This window comes from Shinella sedimenti (assembly GCF_022601905.1).
GTDB classification, from domain to species: domain Bacteria; phylum Pseudomonadota; class Alphaproteobacteria; order Rhizobiales; family Rhizobiaceae; genus Shinella; species Shinella sedimenti.
The window spans coordinates 148740-167765 of the sequence record NZ_JAKVIN010000008.1 but is presented as its reverse complement, the minus strand read 5'-3'; the positions used below and the strand labels follow the sequence as shown (position 1 = coordinate 167765).

Here is a 19026-nt window from a genome sequence, read left to right as displayed (position 1 = left end):
TCGAAGCGTTTCGTCCGGGACACGAAAGTAACGGGAGCGCTTAGAAAACACCAGCGGGGGCAAAATGCTTTTCAATTCAACGACCGGGCGAAATATATTCTACGTTGCGCTATGCGGACTTACTGCAACCATTGCGGCGTCGTCCGTGCTGTTTTACCGTGCCTATGAGGACGTAAGGCACAGCAGTCTTGCGAACATGCGGCAGATCTCCGAGGCGGAAGCGCTGAAGTCGGAAAAGACCATCGGCGGCACCATCCATATCGTCAATGGGCTTGGCTCCGTGCTGGAGACGATGAAGCAGACGGGTGATGTGGATCGCGCCGAGACGGACCAGACCATCAGACACATGCTGGAGAAGAACCCTGACATCCTCGCACTCTGGACAGGCTGGGAACCGAATGCGTTCGATGGCAAGGACGCCGATTTCGCCAGCAAGCCCGGTTACGATGCCACCGGTCGTTACGTGCCGTACTGGGTGCGTGGCGGTGATGGAAAGATCACCAATACGGCGCTGACCGATTACGCCACGGCCGGGCCGGGCGACTATTATCAACTGCCCTTCACGCAGAACAAGACCTTCGTCATCGAGCCCTATCCATATGCTATTGACGGCAAGGATGTGCTGATCACCTCGGTCGCCATGCCGATCGTCGTTGATGGTAAGACCGTCGGCGTTGCAGGCCTCGACCTTTCGCTCCAGGCAACGAGTAACGCGCTTGCACAGATCCGCCCGATGGGCACCGGCTCCATCAGCCTTGTGACGAGCGCTGGCAAGATTATCGGGCACCCCAACCCGGCCCTCATCGGGAAAAGCCTTGCCGATGGCGGTGCTGAAACCGCCAGCTGGGATCAGCTTATCGCCAATGCCGGCGTCGAGAAGGAAATGGTTGCCGCAGACGGCAGCATCCAGTTCGCAATGGCATCGCCCGTTCGGTTGGCACCGGATATGACGTGGTATGCGATCGTTTCCGTGCCGAAGAGCACGGTGTTTGCGCAAGTGAACGCCATGATGCGGGACGCGATTGCAATCGTCGTCGTGGCCGCAGCGCTGCTCGCGCTGGCCGGCTGGTTGATCGCGCGCCGGTTCATTGCCCGCATTTCGAACGTCATCGATGAGACGGCCCGTATTGCGCAAGGCGAGCTGCAGCTCGTGTTGAAGGACGCTGCGGCCAAGGATGAGATCGGCGATCTTGCCCGGTCGCTGGAAGTGCTTTTGCAGAACAATCGTGAAAAGGCCCGGCTGGAGCAGGAAGCGGAGGACAACCGCAGCCTCAGCGAAGAAGAGCGTATCGCGCGCGAACGCAGTGCCGCCAGGGATGCCGCCGACATCAAGTTCGCGGTCGACAGCCTTGCCGGCGGTCTTGCCAGACTGGCCGACGGCGATGTTTCCTGCCGCATTCATGATCCCTTCGTCGACCGGCTCGACGGCGTCCGCAACGACTTCAACAGCTCGGCCGAGAAACTGCAGGATGCTCTCATGCGCGTCGCGGAGAATGCCCGTGGCATCGATGCCGGCGCCAATGAGATCAAGTCGGCAGCGGACGACCTGGCACGGCGCACCGAGCAACAGGCCGCAGCCGTGGAGGAAACCGCGGCAGCCCTCGAGGAGATCACCACCACGGTCAGGGATGCGGCCAAGCGGGCCCATGAAGCCGGCCAGCTCGTTGCTCGTGCCCGAACGGGTGCGGAGCGCTCCGGTGATGTGGTCCGTCAGGCCGTCATCGCGATGGAACGCATCGAGCATTCATCCGGCCAGATTTCCAGCATCATCGGCGTGATCGACGAAATCGCCTTCCAGACGAACCTTCTGGCGCTGAATGCCGGTGTGGAAGCCGCGCGAGCCGGTGAGGCGGGCAAGGGTTTTGCCGTTGTCGCTCAGGAGGTGCGCGAGCTTGCCCAGCGTTCCGCCAACGCCGCCAAGGAGATCAAGGCTCTTATCACGACCTCGAACCAGCAGGTCGAGGAAGGCGTGCAGCTGGTCGGCGACACCGGCAAGGCGCTCGACGTCATCGTGGCGGAGGTGCAGGAGATCAACCGGCATGTCAGCGCTATCGTCGAATCCGCGCAGGAGCAGTCCTCCGGTCTTCAGCAGATCAACACGGCCGTGAACCAGATGGACCAGGACACCCAGAAGAACGCGGCGATGGTCGAGGAGACCACCGCGGCAAGCCACACGCTTGCCATGGAGGTTCAGGCGCTGAACCAGCTGTTGAGCCAGTTCGAACTGGGCTCCAATGCCCGTGGAATGCATCGCGCGTTCCGCGCTGCGGCCTGACCGGCGTCTTTCCAAAAACGCAGCCGCCGCTTGTTCGGCGGCTGCATTCGTGCCTCTCGCCGATACCTTCGGTAACGGTTGAACAGGGGGCTTGATATCTCCGCAACACTCCCCATCTAACGCTTACAACCCGTCATTGATGACTGCCTGCAGCGATATCCCCCTCGTCGCGCGTTCGTAGTCCTCCGGGTCCAAAGGGCGCTCCCCGAAAGGGTCGAGCGCCCTTTTTGTTTAGGCGGGCGACGACGGGTGCGAAAACATCTGTTTCAGCTTTCGAAGGGACTGCTTTTCATGTGCGGTTGTTTGCGATCTGTCTGGCAAGAACCGCACGCGAAATGTAGGCTGCCGACATGGATTCGCGCGCTTCATCCCCTTCACCGGCCGTCACGCCGCTACCGCAGATGCCGGGCTGGACCCGCTCGCGCGGACGCGAACAGGATGAGAGCGATGCCGCTTTTGCGGCCGGCGTGGCCCTGAAAGCGCTTGACGATCTCGTGCGCTCGGCCCCCGTCTGGGCAGGTTGCTGGCGCTCCCGGCAGGCATTGAAATGTGCCGGCGTTGCCGTGCGCCTGATGGGTCGCAACGAAGAGGAGACGGCCTTGCGCGATGCCGTGCTCCTGACATCGGCAGGCGACGATCCCGGTCCGGCCGGCCGGGTCTCGGTGGCGTTCCGGCGGATTGCGGCGCGTAAGCCTGCCTTTTCTTCCAAGGTGATCGGAGAGCTTGCCGACCTGTTGGGCCTTGCCGCAGACGAGCGGCTGCTGGCAGCGGTGGACCACGCGGATGCGGCGCTGCAATCGGGCAGGGCGCCACCTTTCGCGGCAGCGGCACTGGTGACGGCGATCATGCGCGACCGGCCCGATGGCGAGGTCTTGGCCTGGGCGCTGGCCGACATGCTCATCGCGCGGATGCTCGACTGGCCTTGCGCCGTGCCGCTTCTGATGGCGGAGCGTTATGGATCGGCTTTCCGCACGCTGGCAGGCCGGGGGCGCGTGCGGCCTGGCGAACCGGCCTTTGCCGGCGCCGTCTGCCTCGCGCTTGCCGAGGGCGCTGCCACGGCCTTGCGTTCTGCCGGCGAGATCGCCCATCGTGCCGACAGGCTTGTCGCCATCGCGCCCAAGGTCCGCACAAAGGGGGCCGCGCCGGTGATCGCGGGGCTGCTCGATGACGATGCCGTGCCGGCATCGGCCCCGGGCAGCAATCTGTCCCGCTGGGCTGCCACCCGCCTGTTCGAACGGCTGGAAGGTTTCGCCGCCGTCCGGGAGCTTTCCGGCCGCGCTTCCTTCCGCATTTACGGGCTGTGACGATGGACGCGCCCGATGGCACGAAGGCATCGCGTGGCCGCAAATCCAGGGCGCAGGATCAACTGTTGCTCGACCGGGAGCTTGCTGATCTGCCCGCCGATCTGCGCTGGCGCGAATGGATGTTGCGCGTCGAAGCGGTTCTGTTTGCCGCGGCCGCGCCCGTCGGCCGCGAGACCCTGTCGCGGGTCGTCGGAACCGATTGCAGCATCGATCTGCTGATCGACGATCTGCAGGAGGAACTGCGTGGCCGGCCCTACGAGATTGTGTCCGTCGCGGGCGGCTGGCAGCATCGAACGCGCTCGCGCTATGCTGAGACGATCCGGGCCGCGCAGGCGCCGACGCGCAGTTCGCCGGCTGCCTTGTCGGATTTCGAGGCCATGGTGCTGATGGCGATTGCCTATTTTCAGCCGGTTACCCGCGCCGAACTGTCGCGCATTTTCGGCAAGGAGGTCAGCCGCGACACGATCGCGTCTCTGCGCAACGCCGGCTTCCTGTCCTCCGGCCCGCGCAGCCCCACACCGGGTGCACCCTACACCTATGTCACGACGAAGCAGTTCCTCTCCGCCTTCGGCATGCAGACGCTGCGCGACCTGCCCGATATCGAGGCGCTCGAGGATGCGGGCCTGCTGAGCAGGCAGGCCGTGCAGACGGAGGCTGTGGAAGCCGGCGTCGAGGCCGATGCCGACGCCGAGCGCGACGAGCCTTAGCGGCAGTTGTCGGGCTGCCGATTTGCGGTCAAAATACCCTTCGCAATGTCGTGGCAATGCAGGAGCACGGATTGGCCACCCTCACCAGCACGCGGGACCGCAGGAGCATGCCGGAGCCGAAGTTCAGCCCGCTTTCGGCCAGTCCGCCGACCTTTGAGCACATCATCACGGGCATCGATGAAAGCTTTCTCTGGCGCATCGATGACTATCCGTGGGAGCGCAATGTCTGGAATTTCCATCCTGAGTTCGAGATCCACCTCATTCGCAAGGGCACCGGTGTGGCCTTTGTCGGCGACTATATCGGCGCCTTTTCCGCGACCTATCTTACCGTCATCGGCAGCGACCTGCCGCATGACTGGGTGACGATGACGGCGCCCGGCGAGGTAATCGAGGGGCGCGATGTCGTCGTGCAGTTCCACCCTGACCGCATCCGGGAGGCGACGAAGCTGCTGCCGGAATTCGCCCAACTGGAAGATTTTTTTGCCCGCGCGCAAAGGGGCCTGGTCTTCAGTGGCGAGACGTTGGCAAGCGGCGCTGATCTCGTCGAGCGCATGGGCACGCAAAAGGGCGTGGCGCGGCTTGTGCTCTTCCTGCAGCTGCTCGATCTGCTCGCTGGTTCTACGGAATACGAGGTGCTTTCCTCGCCCGAATACTCGCCGAAGCTCGATGCCGAAACCCTCGATGCACTGCAACGCGCGCTCGTCTTCATCTACCGCAATTTCGCAACCGATATCCGCCTGTCGGATGTCGCCGATCTTGCCGGCATGAGCGAAAGCACATTCTCCCGCTTCTTCAAGAAGAACACCGGCAACACGTTCACGGACCATGTGAACAAGCTGCGTATCTGGCAGGCCTGCAAGCTTCTGGCGGAAACCGACATGCCGATCACCGACATCTGCTTCGAGGTTGGTTACATGAACATCTCCAATTTCAACCGGACCTTCCTGCGCCAGCATCGCATGACGCCGTCAGCCTACCGCCGGCTCACGCCACAACGTCGCTCCCTGCGCGGCGATGGGCTCGTTCCCGATGAAACCTTGCGCGGATAACAGCATTTTTTCGCAGTGCAGCATAAAATTATGCATTAAAGTACAGATTCCCTGCAACAGACACGCTAGTTTCCACGATTTCCTTGCATAATATGCATTTTAGCGAAGTCATTCGCTGACAGATTGGCGCTGGCGACGAGGAGGTCGTGCCGCGCCGACCAACGATACCTTGAGGGAGGTTCACCCATGACATCCGTGAAAACGCTCGTTTCGAGCATCGCCTATGCATGCCTTCTGACCAGCTCTGTCTCATCGGTTGCGCTGGCAGCGGAATGCTCCGGCACCATCCGCGTTCTGGCCCAGCCGCGCGACGGCCTGACGCTTCTGGAAAGCCACAAAGACGAGTTCGCCAAGCTTTCCGGCGGCGCATCCTTCGAAATCGACTATCTCAACGAGAACGACCGTCGCGCCAAAACCAAGGCCGATGCGTCGACCATCGGCAAGTACAATGTCTACTATATCGACGAGGCCAATGTGGCGCTGTTCGCGTCTGCCGGCTGGGTCGCGCCGCTGATGGATTATTATCCCGCCGAATACGATTATGCCGACTTCGACCCCGGCCGCCAGAAGGTCGCGACCTATGACGGCAAGGTCTGGTTCGCACCGCTAACCGGCGGCGGCGACCTGCTCGTCTACCGCAAGGACCTGCTGGAAGCTGCCGGCGTCAAGCCGCCGACGACGCTCGACGAGATGAAGGAAGCGGTCAAGAAGCTGCACCAGCCGGACAAGGGCATCTATGGCATCGCGTTGCGCGGTCAGCGCGGCTCGGGCGCCAATGTCTGGCGCTGGATGCCCTATTTTAAGGGCTTCGGCGGTGAATGGTTCGACGGCAACGAGCCGAAGTTCAACAGCGAGGCGGCCGTGAAGGCCACCGAGACCTATCTCGAACTGTTCAAATATTCCGCACCCGGCACGCAGACCGGTGGTTGGGATGAGTCGGTCGGCGCCTTCACCTCCGGCCAGGTTGCGATGCTGGTGGAATCGACCCCGCTTGTCGGCATGGCGATCGATCCCAAGTCCTCGCAGGTCGCCGGCAAGGTCGGCTATCTGCCGCCGCCGACGCCGCTCACCGGCGGTGGCTACGGCCATGGTCTTGCCATCGGCACGAAGGCCAATGCGGACGAGGCGTCGAAGGCCTGCGCCGGCCTGTTCATCGCCTGGGCAACGTCCAAGGAGAACGAGGAGCGCCGCCTGGAAGCCAACCAGTTCAGCGAGTTGAACCGCACCAGCATCATGACCAGCGACACCTTCGCCAAGCTCTACGGCCCGGACCTCGGCCAGGCGCTTGCCGACACCGGCAAGGTGACGGCTGTCAACTTCTGGCAGAGCCCGCTCTGGCCCGATCTCGGCGACCGCTGGGGCATCATTCTCGAAGAGTTGATTGCCGGTTCACGCACGGACATCAAGGACGGCCTGAACGAACTCGAAGGCTTCGCCAAGGAGCTCGTCGCTCGCAGCCAGTAAGCCTTTGAGCAGCGCGGCCGCCATCGCCCTCCCGAGCCGGCGGCCGCGCGATCACGAGGAAAATCCATGACATCAAGAACTCGCCTGCCTGCCGTCTTCCTTGCGCCGCCGCTGCTCATCCTGGCGGTGCTCGCCTTCGTGCCGACGGCCTATGCGATTTATATTTCCTTCCGCAACCGCGAACTCAGCCGCCCGGACTCCAGCTTCGTCGGCCTTGCCAACTACATCGACCTTTTCTCGGATCGCCGCTTCGTCAACGCCATCGGCGTGTCGCTGACCTGGGAACTGGTCACGGTCACGCTGACGCTGCTGGTGGCCATCGTGCTCGGCATCCTGATGTTCGAATTCGCCTCGGCGCGCCAGCGGGCGGTGCTGACGCTGATCTTCCTCGTGCCGGTCATCCTGCCGCGCGTTTCGGCGGCCTTCGTCTGGAAGTTTGCCTTCCATCCGCTTTACGGCATCGTCACCTATCCCTACAAGGCCATCACGGGCCAGCCGCTCGACCTTTTGTCGAACCCGGCAACGGCGCTGATGACGGTGGCGCTCGTCGATGTCTGGCAATGGGGCCTGTTCTTCGGTGTCATCGTGCTGAAGCTTCTGGAGACCCTGCCGCCGCAGCCCTTCGAGGCCGCCCGGCTCGACCATGCGCGCCCGTGGCAGATTTATCTCTATGTCGCGCTTCCCATGCTCAAGGCGCCGCTCATCTCGCTCACCTTCATCAAGATGATCGAGTCGCTGCGCGCCTTCGACCTCATCTATGTCATGACGCGCGGTGGCCCCGGCATCGTGACGGAAACGCTCGATATGTACGCCTTCTCGCAGGGCTTCATCGAATCCGGACGCATCTCCTACGCCTCCAGCATGGCGGTGCTGATGATGGTCGCGACAACCGTGATCTTCACGGTGATCTGGAAGAGGGTGAAGCCATGAGCCTGTCGCGCTTCCTCGGAAAGTCCGTGCTCTATCTCGCGGCCTTCTCTGCCGTGTTCCCGATGGTCTGGACGGCGATCAACGCCTTCAAGAACCGCGTCGACATCGTCACGCCGACGCCGCTCTTCATCTTCACGCCAACGCTCGACAACTTTGCCTATGTGCTGGGTCGCGACAGCGTGGCCGCCGGCCTCGTCAACTCGGTGATTGCCGCCGGCGGCTCCGTCTTGATCGGCGCGCTGCTCGGGCTGCCAGCCGCCTACGCCATTGCCCGCTATCCCAACCGCTGGTCCGCCGACATCCAGTTCTTCGTGCTATCGCTGCGGTTCCTACCGCCGGTCGCCGTCGCAATCCCGCTCATGGTGATCTGGCTCGATCTCGGCTTTTACGACACGCGGATCTCGCTGATCGTCACCTATACGCTGCTGACGCTCGCCACTGTCATCTGGCTCGGCGTGCCTGCTTTCGTCCGCGTGCCGAAGGAAGTGGAGGAGGCGGCAAGGGTCGATGGCTACGGGCCCTATGCCGTTTTCTTCCTGATCGCGCTGCCGATAGCCTCGCGCTCGCTGATCGGCGCCGTCGCCTTCGCCTTCGTGCTGGTCTGGAACGAATTCCTGATCGCGCTGATGCTGACGACTTCGGACGCCAAGACCCTGCCGATCGTCGCCTCGGAACTGACACAGCTCGGTCGTGATGTGCCCTGGGGCATTCTCAATGCCTCGGTGGTTCTGCTTTCCATACCGCCGCTCCTGCTCATCGGCATTCTGAGCGGCCTTCTCAACAATGCGTTCCGGCGCAAGAGCAATTGATGACAGGACATATAGCCATGCAAGCCTTGGTTCTCGAAGAAAAGGGCGTGCTTGCCCTTCGCGATATCGACCTCCCGCAGACCGTCGGCCTCGACGATGTGAAGATCGCCATCCACACGGTTGGTGTCTGCGGCAGCGACGTGCATTATTACACCCATGGCGCCATTGGCCCCTATGTGCTGCGCGCGCCCATGGTGCTCGGTCACGAGGCAGCCGGCACCGTCGTCGAGGTCGGCAAGAATGTGCGCTCACTCGCCGTCGGCGATCGTGTGTGCATGGAGCCCGGCATTCCCGATCTCTCCTCACGCGCTTCCAAGCTCGGGCTTTACAATGTCGATCCCGCCGTTCGCTTCTGGGCGACGCCCCCCGTGCACGGCATTCTCGCACCTTACGCGGTGCATCCCGCGGCCTTCACCTATCGCCTGCCCGACAGCGTTTCCTTCGCCGAGGGCGCCATGGTCGAGCCCTTTGCCATCGGCATGCAGGCGGCGACGCGCGCCCGCATCGTGCCAGGGGATGTCGCGGCCGTCATCGGTGCGGGACCGATCGGTATCATGGTGGCGCTGGCAGCGCTGGCAGGCGGTTGCAGCCGGGTGCTGATTTCCGACTTTTCCGCCGAGAAGCTCGCCATCGCCGCTGCCTATCCGGGCATCGAGGCGGTCAATCTGAAGGAAACCACATTTGCCGCCGCCATCGACACGGCAACACGGGGCTGGGGCGCCGATGTGGTGTTCGAGGCGAGCGGCAGCGGCAAGGCCTTCGAGGGCCTGTTCAACCTGGTGCGGCCGGGCGGCGCGGCCGTGCTTGTCGGCCTGCCGGTGGATCCGGTGCGTTTCGACGTGGCCGGCGCCATCTCCCGCGAGGTGCGCATCGAGACGGTTTTCCGCTACGCCAATGTCTTCGACCGCGCCCTTGAACTTATCGCGTCCGGCAAGGTCGACCTCAAGCCGCTGATCACCGGAACCTATGCCTTCAAGGACAGCATCGCCGCCTTCGACCGGGCCGTCGAGGCGCGGCCAACCGATGTGAAACTGCAGATCCTTGTCGCGGAGGAGGGCTGAGCATGGCCAATATCGTCTGTTCCCATGTCGACAAGGCCTATGGCGCCGTCAATGTCATCAGGGACTTCAACCTGGAAATCGACGACCATGAATTCGTGGTGTTCCTCGGGCCGTCCGGCTGCGGAAAATCCACGCTTCTGCGCATGATCGCCGGGCTGGAGGAAATCTCCGGCGGCACGGTCTCGATTGCCGGGCGCACCGTCAACGACCTGGAGCCGCGCGACCGCGGCGTTGCGATGGTCTTCCAGAACTACGCGCTCTATCCGCACATGACGATCCACGACAACATTGCCTTCGGCCTGAAGCGCATGAAGGTCGACAAGTCGGAAATCGAAAGCCGCATCAAGACGGTTGCCGGCACGCTCGGGCTGGAGCCGTATCTCTCCCGCAAGCCGACGGAACTGTCTGGCGGCCAGCAGCAGCGCGTGGCGATTGCCCGCGCGATGATCAAGACGCCGCGCGTGTTCCTCTTCGACGAGCCGCTGTCCAATCTCGATGCCAAGCTGCGCAACCACATGCGCGTCGAGATCGCGCGTCTGCATCAGAGCCTCAAGACCACCACCATCTACGTTACCCACGACCAGCTCGAAGCCATGACGCTCGCCGATCGCATCGTGCTCATGAAGGGTGGCGCCATCGAGCAGGTCGGAACGCCGGCGGAGATCTACGAGCGGCCCCGCACTCTCTTCGTTGCCGGCTTCATCGGCACGCCGAACATGAATTTCCTCGACGTCACGGCACGGGCAGACGGCGACACATGGCTGCTCGACGGCGACGGCGTGCGGTTCCGGGTGAGCCGCGAGCGTTTCGAGATCACGGAAGGCCAGGGGCTGACGCTCGGCGTGCGGCCCTCCGCCCTGTCTGCGTCGCCGGATGCCCGGGGCGGCGAAAACACGCTTGCGGGGGTCACCGATCTCGTCGAATTCCACGGCGACAGCGCGCTCATCTCCTTCCGCGTCGGCGGCAAGGAAATCGGTGCCCTTGTCCCGGCCGCCAGCCGGCCGATGCGCGACGCCCCGGTCTGCTTCTCCGTCAGCGGCGAAAACCTGCACGCCTTCGATCGCACGACGGGCCTTTCGGTGCTGCGCAACAGCGCCTAGCGGGCATGGCTTGGGGCGTGGCCGGAGTGGGCGGTTTTCGCCCCTTTTGCATCTGGTTCCTCATTGGTGCAGCGACGACTCGCAGGCAAAAGGCTTGGCGGCCGATATGGTTTTCCATACGACGGGTCAAATTGGTCTGAATAACATTGCAAAAATGGCAGGATCAAACCTGCCATTCTCCGGCTACATGTCGGGCCCCTCGACGGCCACGCGCCATGGTTTCAGGAGCCCTTTCACGTCATGTTGCCCGCCACATCCGCCATACGCCTCAACGATCTGATGCACCCCATCGTCGCCGGATTGATCTCCGTCATCGTCAACTACGGCGGTACATTCATTCTCGTCTTCCAGGCCGCCCGAGTGGCCGGCCTCAGCCCTGAACGCACGGCGTCGTGGGTATGGTCCGTTTCCATCGGCGTCGGGGTGACCGGGCTGCTTTTGAGCTGGCGCTACCGAGAGCCGATCATCACGGCCTGGTCCACACCGGCGGCAGCTTTTCTCGTCACGGCGCTAGCCACTACCCCCTATGCGGAGGCTGTGGGCGCCTACATGATCTCGGCCGCGGCCTTCGTGGCGCTCGGGCTTTCGGGATCCTTCGAGAAGGTCATCCGGCTGATCCCGCCCGGTATCGCATCGGGCCTGCTTGCCGGTATCCTTCTGCAATTCGGCATCGGTGCCTTCGGCGGCGCGAGCGTCGATCCCGCGCTGGTGGGTCTGCTCGTTGTCGTCTATCTCGTTCTCAAGCGGCTTTCCGCCCGCTATGCCGTGGTCGGCATCCTTCTGCTCGGTCTCATCTTCCTGCTTGCGCAGGGCCGGGTCGACCTGTCGGGGCTAAGCCTGCAACTGGCCACGCCGTTGCTGACGGTGCCGGAGTTTTCGCTAAACGCCCTGCTGTCTGTCGCGCTTCCGCTGTTCCTGATCACGCTGACCGGGCAATACATGCCGGGCATGCTGGTGCTGCGCAACGACGGTTTCCGCACCAGCGCCAATCCGATCGTCACCGTCACGGGCCTCGGCTCGCTGCTGATGGCGCCGTTCGGCTCGCATGCCTTCAACATTGCAGCCATCACCGCGGCCATCGCCACCGGCCCGGAAGCCCATGAGGACCGCCGCAAGCGTTGGATCGCGGGGATTGCGGCAGGCTGCTTCTACATTCTCGTCGGCGTGTTCGGTGTCACGCTTGCAGCCGTGTTCACCGCTTTCCCCGCAACCTTCATCACCACGCTTGCCGGCCTCGCGCTGCTCGGCACGATCGGCGGCAGCCTCGCCGGCGCGATGGCCGATCCCGCCACCCGCGAGGCGTCGCTCATCACCTTCCTGGCCTCCGCCGCCAATATCAAGCTGTTTGGCATCGGCGGCGCCTTCTGGGGGCTGGTGATCGGCCTTCTCGCCTACGGGGTTTTGAACTTCAGGTTCGGCCGCGCCTGATGGCATGTCGGCCGCGGGGGTGCGCCGATATTGGCCGGCGCGCCTCCGCTACACCGTCATGTGGCGATGCACGAGATCATCCGTCAGCGCCGGGATCGGGCCTTGCGCGACGATACGGCCCTTTTCCATCATGGCGAAATGATCCGACGCCTCGCGGGCGAACGCGATGTTCTGCTCCACAAGGATCACGGTCATGCCAAGTTCCCGGTTGAGACGCACGATGGCGCGCTCGATCTCCTCGACGATGGAGGGCTGGATGCCCTCGTTCGGCTCGTCGAGCAGCAGGAGCTTGGGGCCGGTGGCGAGTGCCCTTGCGATTGCGAGCTGCTGCTGTTGCCCGCCCGACAGGAGGCCGCCCTGCCGGTCGAAATTCTCGACCAGATAGGGGAAGAGTTCCCCGACCAGCTCGGGCACGACATGCTTGCGGTCTGCGCGTGCAAACGAGCCCATCAGGATGTTTTCCCGCACGGTGAAATCGGGAATGATCTCGCGGCCCTGCGGCACATAGGCGATGCCCGCCCGCGCGCGTTGATGGGTCTGCGCAGACGAGATGTCCTGACCATCGAGCACGACCGCGCCCGTGCTGCGATCGGTCAGCGCCATCAGCGTCTTGAGGAATGTCGTCTTGCCGGTGCCGTTGCGCCCGAGAATGCTGGTGATCTTGCCGGCGGGCACCTCGAGCGAGATGCCTTGCAGCACATGGCTGCGGCCGTAATAGCTGTTCAGGTTCTTGATCGAGAGCATCAGGATATTCCCTTCGAACCGAGATAGGCCGCGCGTACGCGCGCATCGTTCTCGATCTCCGCCACGCTGCCTTCCGCCAGCACCTCGCCGAGATGCAGCACTGTGATGTGCTGGGCGATTTCCCGCACGAAGCCCATGTCGTGCTCAACGACGAGAAGCGTGTGGCGACCCTTGAGGCGGTTTATGATATCGGCTGTCTTTGACGTTTCGGCATGGGTCATGCCGGCTGTCGGCTCGTCGAGCAGGATGACCTTCGGGTCTTGCGCCATCAGCATGCCGAGTTCAAGCCACTGGGTCTGCCCGTGGCTGAGGAACGCCGCTGTCTTGCGCGCGACCTCAACCAGGCCTGTCAGCTCCAGTATCTCCGCGATGCGCCGTCGCCGGTCGGCCGAAACGCCAAATCGGAGATTGGCAAAAACCGAGGGGTGCTTGTTGCAGCAGGCCACCTGGATGTTCTGCTCGACGGTCAGGTCGCGAAACACGCTCGGGATCTGGAACTTTCGGCCGATGCCGGCGCGGGCAATGCGATGCTCCGGCCAGTTCGTGATCTCCTGGCCGAAGACGCGCACGCTGCCTTCCGTGCTGCGGATCTTGCCGCTGACGAGATCCATGAGCGTGGTCTTGCCCGCGCCATTGGCGCCGAGCAGCACCCTGAGTTCGCCGGTCGCGACGCTCAGGCTGACATCCTTGATCGCCTTGAAGCCGCCGAAGGCGACGCTCAGGCCGTTGAGTGTAAGTGCCTGGTTCATGTTACGCGGTCTCCGATCGTGCAGCGCCCACGGCCGCGGGGGCCGAGGGTTGTTCGTCCCGCTGGAAGCGGGCGACGAGCGCATGGGCGAGCCCGCCCAGTCCGCGCGGCATGAAGAGCACGACGAGCACGAAGATGAGCCCGATAATGGCCTTCCATGCCTCGACCAGCGCTTCGGTCTCGCTGACCTGTGCCTCGATCATGTTGATCAGGATGGCGCCGATGCAGGCGCCGAGCAGCGACGAACGCCCGCCGACGGCCGCCCACACCACCATCGTCACGGAAAACGAGAGGTCCATGAAGGTCGGTGAAGCGAACTCGGTCACGACCACATAGAGCATGCCGGCAAAGCCGGCGATCGCCGCCGACACGACGAAGAAGAACGTCTGGTAGACGGGCACGTTGAAGCCAAGATAACGCGCGCGCAGCTGGTCGTCGCGGATCGCCTGCAGGATGAGGCTTGCCCGTGTGTCGGCCAACAGCCGTGCGACGATCAGGGTCAGCGAGAGCGACGCTGCACAAAGATAGTAGGTGGCCCGGCTGTAGGGATCGAACTCGATGCCGCCGATCGTCAGCCAGCCAAGGTCCGTAAGGCCGTTGAAGCCATTGGTAATGGGTTGCGCATCGACCAGGACGAGCCGTACGAGAAGCACGAGCGCGAGCGTGATGATCGACACAAAGACGCCGGAGATGCGTTTGCGGAAGATGACAGCGCCGAGCACACCTGCGATGAGGACTGGCACAACGATGCCCATGGCAAGGCCGAACCATTGGTGCTGGAAGGGCAGCCACAGGAACGATCCCTTGTTGATGCAGCACAAATCCGTGGGTGCGCCGGGTTCGGCATTCCACAGCATGAAATCCGGTACCGGCGTGTCCGAGCCCTGCGAAAGGCTTGTGGGGCTGGCGAGCTTCAATGACATGGCAAGCATGTAGGCGCCCATGCCGAAGAACAGGCCTTGTCCCAGGTTGAGGATGCCGGCATAGCCCCAGGTCAGCGCGATGGCGACGCCGAGCATGCCGTAGACCAGGTATTTCGCGATGCGGTTCAGCCAGAATTCATCGCCGAAAGCCGGAGCGAGGAAGAGCGCGGCGATGAACAATCCATAGGCCGCGAGCTGTATCTTGCGTTCGAGAGCCATGGGGTCAGCGTCCTTTGTAAGAGAAGAGCCCGTTGGGCTTGAACAGGATCACGCCGATCACAACCGCGAAGACCACGGCGCGCGCGATGATGTCGTTGGTGCCGATCGCCACGAGTGCATTGATCTCTCCAAGAAGCCCGGAGGACAGGATCGTGCCGAAAATGCTGCCGACGCCGCCCGTGACGACGACCATGAAGCCATCGACCACCATGGTCGCGCCCATATCGGGAAACACGGTCTTGAAGCCCGACATCATGACACCGGCGACGCCCGCCAGCCCCGAACCGAAGGCGAAGGTCAGCGCATTGACGCGCTTGACGTCGATGCCGCAGGCGGCGGCCATCTTCGGATTGCGGATGATGGCGCGAACCTGCACGCCGGCAGACGTGCGATAAAGGATGAACCAGGTCAGCGCGGTCAGGGCGAGTGTCACGCCGATGATGAAGGCGCGGTAGCCGTTGAATTCCAGCCCGGCAACGGAGACCGTGCCCTGCAGGTAGGCTGGCACGGTCACGTTCTGGAGGCCCGGGCCAAGACCGTCGATATGGATACCGAAGAAGGTGAGGCCGAATTCGAGCCGCACGGCCTGCTGGATGAGGATGGAAATCCCCCAGGTGGCAAGGAGCGTATCGAGAAGGCGGCCGTAGAGGCGGCGCACCACGAGGCGCTCGATGACGAGCCCGAAGAGGGCGGTCACCACGAAGGCGATGGGAATGGCGAGCAGGAAATTGGCGCCGAGCCAGATGCTGGACAGCACCGCCACATAGGCCCCGATCATCACCATTTCGCCATGCGCCATGTTGATGACGCCCATGGCACCGTAGGTAATGGCAAGCCCCAGAGCCACCAGCAGCAGGATCGAGCTGAGGCTGAGGCCAATGAAAATCACATCAAACATTGAGCTGTTCCTTCCGGTCGAGCGAACGCCCGCCGGGGCACGAGGACCCGGCGGGCGCAATTCGCCGACTTAGCCCTTGAGCTTTGCCTGATCGAGGCCCTTGGCGGTGCAGAACAGGTTGTCCTCCGTCTCGCCGTAAGCGGAATAGGGCAGCGGCTTGAGCGGTGCCGGCTCCTCGCGGACGACCTTGCTCTGGCCGTCGGCCTGCCACTGGCCGATGCGCGGCGTCATCCAGCAATGCAGGTTGTCGGCGTCGATGGTCACCTTGCCGCCGGGCGCGTCGTAGCTCTGGCCGCGAATGGCGTCGCGCATACCTTGCGGATCCAGATTGCCGGCCTTCTCCACCGCCTGCTTCCAGAGGAAAACCTGGAAATAGGCCGCCTCGAGCGAGTGATAGGTGACGGCCTTCGGGTCGTTGGTGAACTTGCGGAAGTTGTCGATGAAGGTGTGGTTCGCCGGGGTGTCGATTGACATGAAGTAGGGCACCGACATGTAGCTGCCCGCTGCATATTCCGCGCCCATTGCCGCGATCTCGATTTCCGAGGTCACGGTCGCGCAGATCGGAATGGTCTCGTGGGAAAGACCCTGGTTCTTGAACTCGCGGTAAAAGGCGATGATGCTGTCGCCGACCACATTCGAAAGAACCACGTCGGCGCCTGATTCCTTGATCTTGTTGACCATGACAGCCCATTCGGAGTGGCCGAGTTCCAGATACTCGTCCGCCACCCATTCGGCGCCGCTGGCCTCGATGAGCTTTTTGGAAACCTTTGCCATTTCGCGCGGATAGACGTAGTTCGAGCCGACGATGAAGAATTTCTTCTTGCCGAGCGTCTCGACGATCCAGGGAATGTATTTACCGAGCTGCTGGTTCGGTATCGCGCCGGAATAGACCACGTTTCGCGAGCACTCGAAGCCCTCGTAATGGGTCTGGTAGAAGAGCGTCGCGTTGCGGCGCTCGAAGATCGGCAAGACGGCCTTGCGGCTCGCCGACGTGTGGCAGCCGAATACGGTATCGATCTTGTTCTTGACGATGAGGGAGGAGGCCTTCTCGCTGAAGGTCTTCGGGTCGGAGGCGCCGTCTTCCACGACGACCTCGATTGGCCGGCCGAGCACGCCGCCTGCGGCGTTGATCTCGCTTGCGGCCATCTGCACCGCATTGGCAAGAAGCTTTTCAACGACCGACAAGCCGCCGGTCTGGGAATAGAGGGCGCCGACGCGGATCGGGTCGGAGGCAAAGGCGCGACCGATGATCGCCGGCGTCGTCATGACGACCGATGCGGCGGCTGTTGTCTTCAGGAAATTGCGTCTGTTCAACATTGTGTTCCCCTTGTTGATGAACGTTGCATGGCGCGACTCCGCCGAATGCCGCGGCACGGCATTCCGTCGCTGATTTTCGCTGTGATGGGACTGACGACCTTGTCAGGTGACAATAAAAAACCCGCGAGGCTCATTCGAACCTGCGGGCTACCTTGCCGTTGGCACTTTCCTCTGTGCCGCTTCCATGAATGGCCATGACGTTGCACGGGGACCCATGGATATATATGTCTTTCAGGACAGTGCGAACTAAGCACGTTTCGGTGAGGCGCGCAAGTGCTCCTCGGACAGAACGATGGACTTTGCCACCTCCTCGATCGAAATGCGGCGCTCCATCGCCTGCCGCCTAAGATCTTGATATGCCTCGTTTTCTGTCGTGCCATTGTGCGCCATGAGAATGGCCTTGGCGCGTGCGAGCTGCTGGTCGCCCATGACCTTCCTGCGGTATTTCCTCGTCTCCTTGATGAGGCGCTGCTGCTCCAGCCAGAGACTTCTGGCAATGGCGAGATTGGTCAGCAGACCGAAGGGTTTTATCGGCCTTTCGACCACGGCAAGAGCCCCGCTTTCCAGCACGATCTGAAGTGTCGAGGGGTTCTCGTAGCCGACGATGGCCAGCATGGTCGGGCCGGGTTTGGGCTGGTTCTTGATGAACCGCTCGATCTCTGGGCGGGCATCGTCCTCGATCGCCAGAAAGACCACATCGGTGCCGACGGGCAACTCCGGCGGAACGGGCCAGATCTGGGTGGGAGAGCAGCCGATGCGGCGCAGGTGTTCGGTCAGCGACTGGCCCTCGGCATTGTTGGGATGGAGCACGAGCACCTTGAGGTCCCGGAGATCTCGCAGAAGCGCAAATGACATCCTGCCTCCTAAAGACCGATGGCGTTGCGGGTCGCCGACATCGCCGACTCCGGTCTGTATTCGAGCATGAACGGATCGGGTGCGACACGGACGGACGGATCGTAGACGATATCGTACTCACCCTTCGCGTTGACCTTCGCCACCCGCGGCCACAGATGGGTGTGGTTGGTGGCGCCGTCGATCTTCACGAGCCCCTGCGGCGCATCGTACTCGACGCCCGCAAGCGCCGGCAGCAGATCGCCGAGCGCGGTGCTGCCGGCCTGTTCGAGGGCCTGGGCAAAGAGGTGAACCTGGAAATAGGCCGCCTCCGCCGGTGCGGTCGGAAGGACGTCGTCACCAAATGCCCTGTGGTAACTTGCGACGAATTCCTTCGCCTGGGGGCGGTCGAGCGTAGAGAAGAACGGTGCTGCCGTTACATGGCCCTCGGCAACGCTGGGCGTCAGCTGCCTGAAGTCGGCCTCGCTGGTGGACTGGCTGGCGATGGGCATGCGCTTCGAATCGAAGCCCGCTTCCTTGAAGGCTTTGAAGAAGGGAACGATGCCGTCTCCAACGACCGTGGAATAGATGACGTCGGGCTTGGTGCGGCGGATGCGCTCGATGATCGTTGCGATGCTGGCATCGTCCAGGGCAAGCGGCACGTACATCTCATCCACCACCTGGCCGCCGGCGCGCACGAAGAGATCGGCGATGGTGCGGTTCGATTCATAGGGATAGACATAGTTCGAGCCGACGAGGAACACCCGGTTGCCGTAGTTCTGCGTGAGGAACTGGACGAGCTGCACGGAATTCTGGTTGGGGGCCGCGCCCGTATAGATGCAGTTGCGCGAATATTCGAAGCCCTCGTAAAGGGTGGGATAGAACAGCAGCGCCCCCCGCGCCTCGATGACCGGCAACGCTGCCTTGCGCGTGTTGGACATGTGGCATCCGAAGACGACGTCGACCCGGTCCTCGTCGACGAGTTTTAAGGCCATGTCGCGATAGTTTGCGGGGATGGAGCCCGGATCGTAGGCGATCGGCACGATAGGCCGCCCCCGCACACCACCAGCGCGATTGATCTCGTCTATCGCGAGGAATGTTGCGGCGCGCTGCGTGCGCTCGACCGCCCCCGTCACCCCGGTTTCCGAAAACAGGACGCCAACGCGCCAATCATCATTCCGCATGCCTACCGCCAAAACAAAAAGCTCCCGCCCGTTGC

Annotated in this window: 17 protein-coding genes; 10 read left to right on the top strand and 7 right to left on the bottom strand. The window is 62.9% G+C overall.

All coding sequences use genetic code 11. The features are described 5' to 3' along the window. Positions 1-64 precede the first annotated feature (64 nt). From MKI86_RS18870 to MKI86_RS18825, 10 genes are all read left to right on the top strand, one after another. The gene (locus MKI86_RS18870; protein ID WP_306424477.1) at positions 65-2275 is read left to right on the top strand and encodes a methyl-accepting chemotaxis protein; all 2211 of its coding nucleotides are present in this window, start codon (positions 65-67) and stop codon (positions 2273-2275) included. Positions 2276-2625: 350 nt separating this feature from the next. Continuing rightward, entirely contained in the window at positions 2626-3579 is a 954-nt protein-coding gene (locus MKI86_RS18865; protein WP_241604139.1) for a DUF1403 family protein, read from the top strand. Between the two features lie 2 nt (positions 3580-3581). Continuing rightward, complete coding sequence (scpB, locus tag MKI86_RS18860) at positions 3582-4286, top strand: SMC-Scp complex subunit ScpB (protein ID WP_241604135.1); 705 nt, start codon at positions 3582-3584, stop codon at positions 4284-4286. 107 nt (positions 4287-4393) lie between these two features. Continuing rightward, the gene (locus MKI86_RS18855; protein WP_241604536.1) at positions 4394-5335 is read left to right on the top strand and encodes a helix-turn-helix domain-containing protein; all 942 of its coding nucleotides are present in this window, start codon (positions 4394-4396) and stop codon (positions 5333-5335) included. 186 nt (positions 5336-5521) lie between these two features. Then, positions 5522-6799, top strand: coding sequence for an ABC transporter substrate-binding protein (locus MKI86_RS18850; protein WP_241604132.1), 1278 nt, complete (start codon positions 5522-5524; stop codon positions 6797-6799). A 66-nt stretch (positions 6800-6865) separates the two neighbouring features. Next, positions 6866-7729, top strand: a complete 864-nt coding sequence (locus MKI86_RS18845; protein ID WP_241604130.1) for a carbohydrate ABC transporter permease — start codon at positions 6866-6868, stop codon at positions 7727-7729. Further along, on the top strand, positions 7726-8538 hold the full coding sequence (locus MKI86_RS18840; RefSeq protein WP_241604127.1) for a carbohydrate ABC transporter permease: 813 nt from the start codon (positions 7726-7728) through the stop codon (positions 8536-8538). Before MKI86_RS18845 ends, MKI86_RS18840 begins: the two co-directional genes overlap by 4 nt. Before the next feature lie 17 nt (positions 8539-8555). Beyond that, positions 8556-9599 carry an NAD(P)-dependent alcohol dehydrogenase gene (locus MKI86_RS18835; protein ID WP_241604124.1) on the top strand — a complete coding sequence of 348 codons (1044 nt, stop codon included), beginning with the start codon at positions 8556-8558 and terminating at the stop codon, positions 9597-9599. Between the two features lie 2 nt (positions 9600-9601). Next, positions 9602-10699 (top strand): ABC transporter ATP-binding protein, encoded by a 1098-nt coding sequence (locus MKI86_RS18830; protein WP_241604121.1) that lies wholly within the window; start codon positions 9602-9604, stop codon positions 10697-10699. 240 nt (positions 10700-10939) lie between these two features. After that, positions 10940-12127 carry a benzoate/H(+) symporter BenE family transporter gene (locus MKI86_RS18825; protein WP_241604118.1) on the top strand — a complete coding sequence of 396 codons (1188 nt, stop codon included), beginning with the start codon at positions 10940-10942 and terminating at the stop codon, positions 12125-12127. A gap of 48 nt (positions 12128-12175) precedes the next feature. Here the strand turns inward: MKI86_RS18825 and urtE are convergent, their stop codons facing one another. From urtE to MKI86_RS18790, 7 genes are all read right to left on the bottom strand, one after another. After that, positions 12176-12871: an urea ABC transporter ATP-binding subunit UrtE gene (gene urtE / locus MKI86_RS18820; protein WP_241604115.1), complete on the bottom strand. Its 696-nt coding sequence runs from the start codon at positions 12869-12871 to the stop codon at positions 12176-12178. Beyond that, the gene (gene urtD, locus MKI86_RS18815; protein ID WP_241604110.1) at positions 12871-13620 is read right to left on the bottom strand and encodes an urea ABC transporter ATP-binding protein UrtD; all 750 of its coding nucleotides are present in this window, start codon (positions 13618-13620) and stop codon (positions 12871-12873) included. The genes urtE and urtD overlap by 1 nt, the downstream gene beginning before the upstream one ends. Before the next feature lies 1 nt (position 13621). Beyond that, positions 13622-14761 carry an urea ABC transporter permease subunit UrtC gene (gene urtC / locus MKI86_RS18810; protein WP_241604107.1) on the bottom strand — a complete coding sequence of 380 codons (1140 nt, stop codon included), beginning with the start codon at positions 14759-14761 and terminating at the stop codon, positions 13622-13624. Between the two features lie 4 nt (positions 14762-14765). Next, positions 14766-15659, bottom strand: a complete 894-nt coding sequence (gene urtB / locus MKI86_RS18805) for an urea ABC transporter permease subunit UrtB (RefSeq protein ID WP_241604105.1) — start codon at positions 15657-15659, stop codon at positions 14766-14768. A gap of 69 nt (positions 15660-15728) precedes the next feature. Then, positions 15729-16976: a transporter substrate-binding protein gene (locus tag MKI86_RS18800; RefSeq protein WP_241604101.1), complete on the bottom strand. Its 1248-nt coding sequence runs from the start codon at positions 16974-16976 to the stop codon at positions 15729-15731. Between the two features lie 246 nt (positions 16977-17222). Next, a complete protein-coding gene (locus tag MKI86_RS18795; RefSeq protein ID WP_241604099.1) occupies positions 17223-17831 on the bottom strand; it encodes an ANTAR domain-containing response regulator in 609 nt (202 codons plus the stop codon). 8 nt (positions 17832-17839) lie between these two features. After that, positions 17840-18991, bottom strand: coding sequence for a transporter substrate-binding domain-containing protein (locus MKI86_RS18790; RefSeq protein ID WP_241604096.1), 1152 nt, complete (start codon positions 18989-18991; stop codon positions 17840-17842). Positions 18992-19026 lie beyond the last annotated feature (35 nt).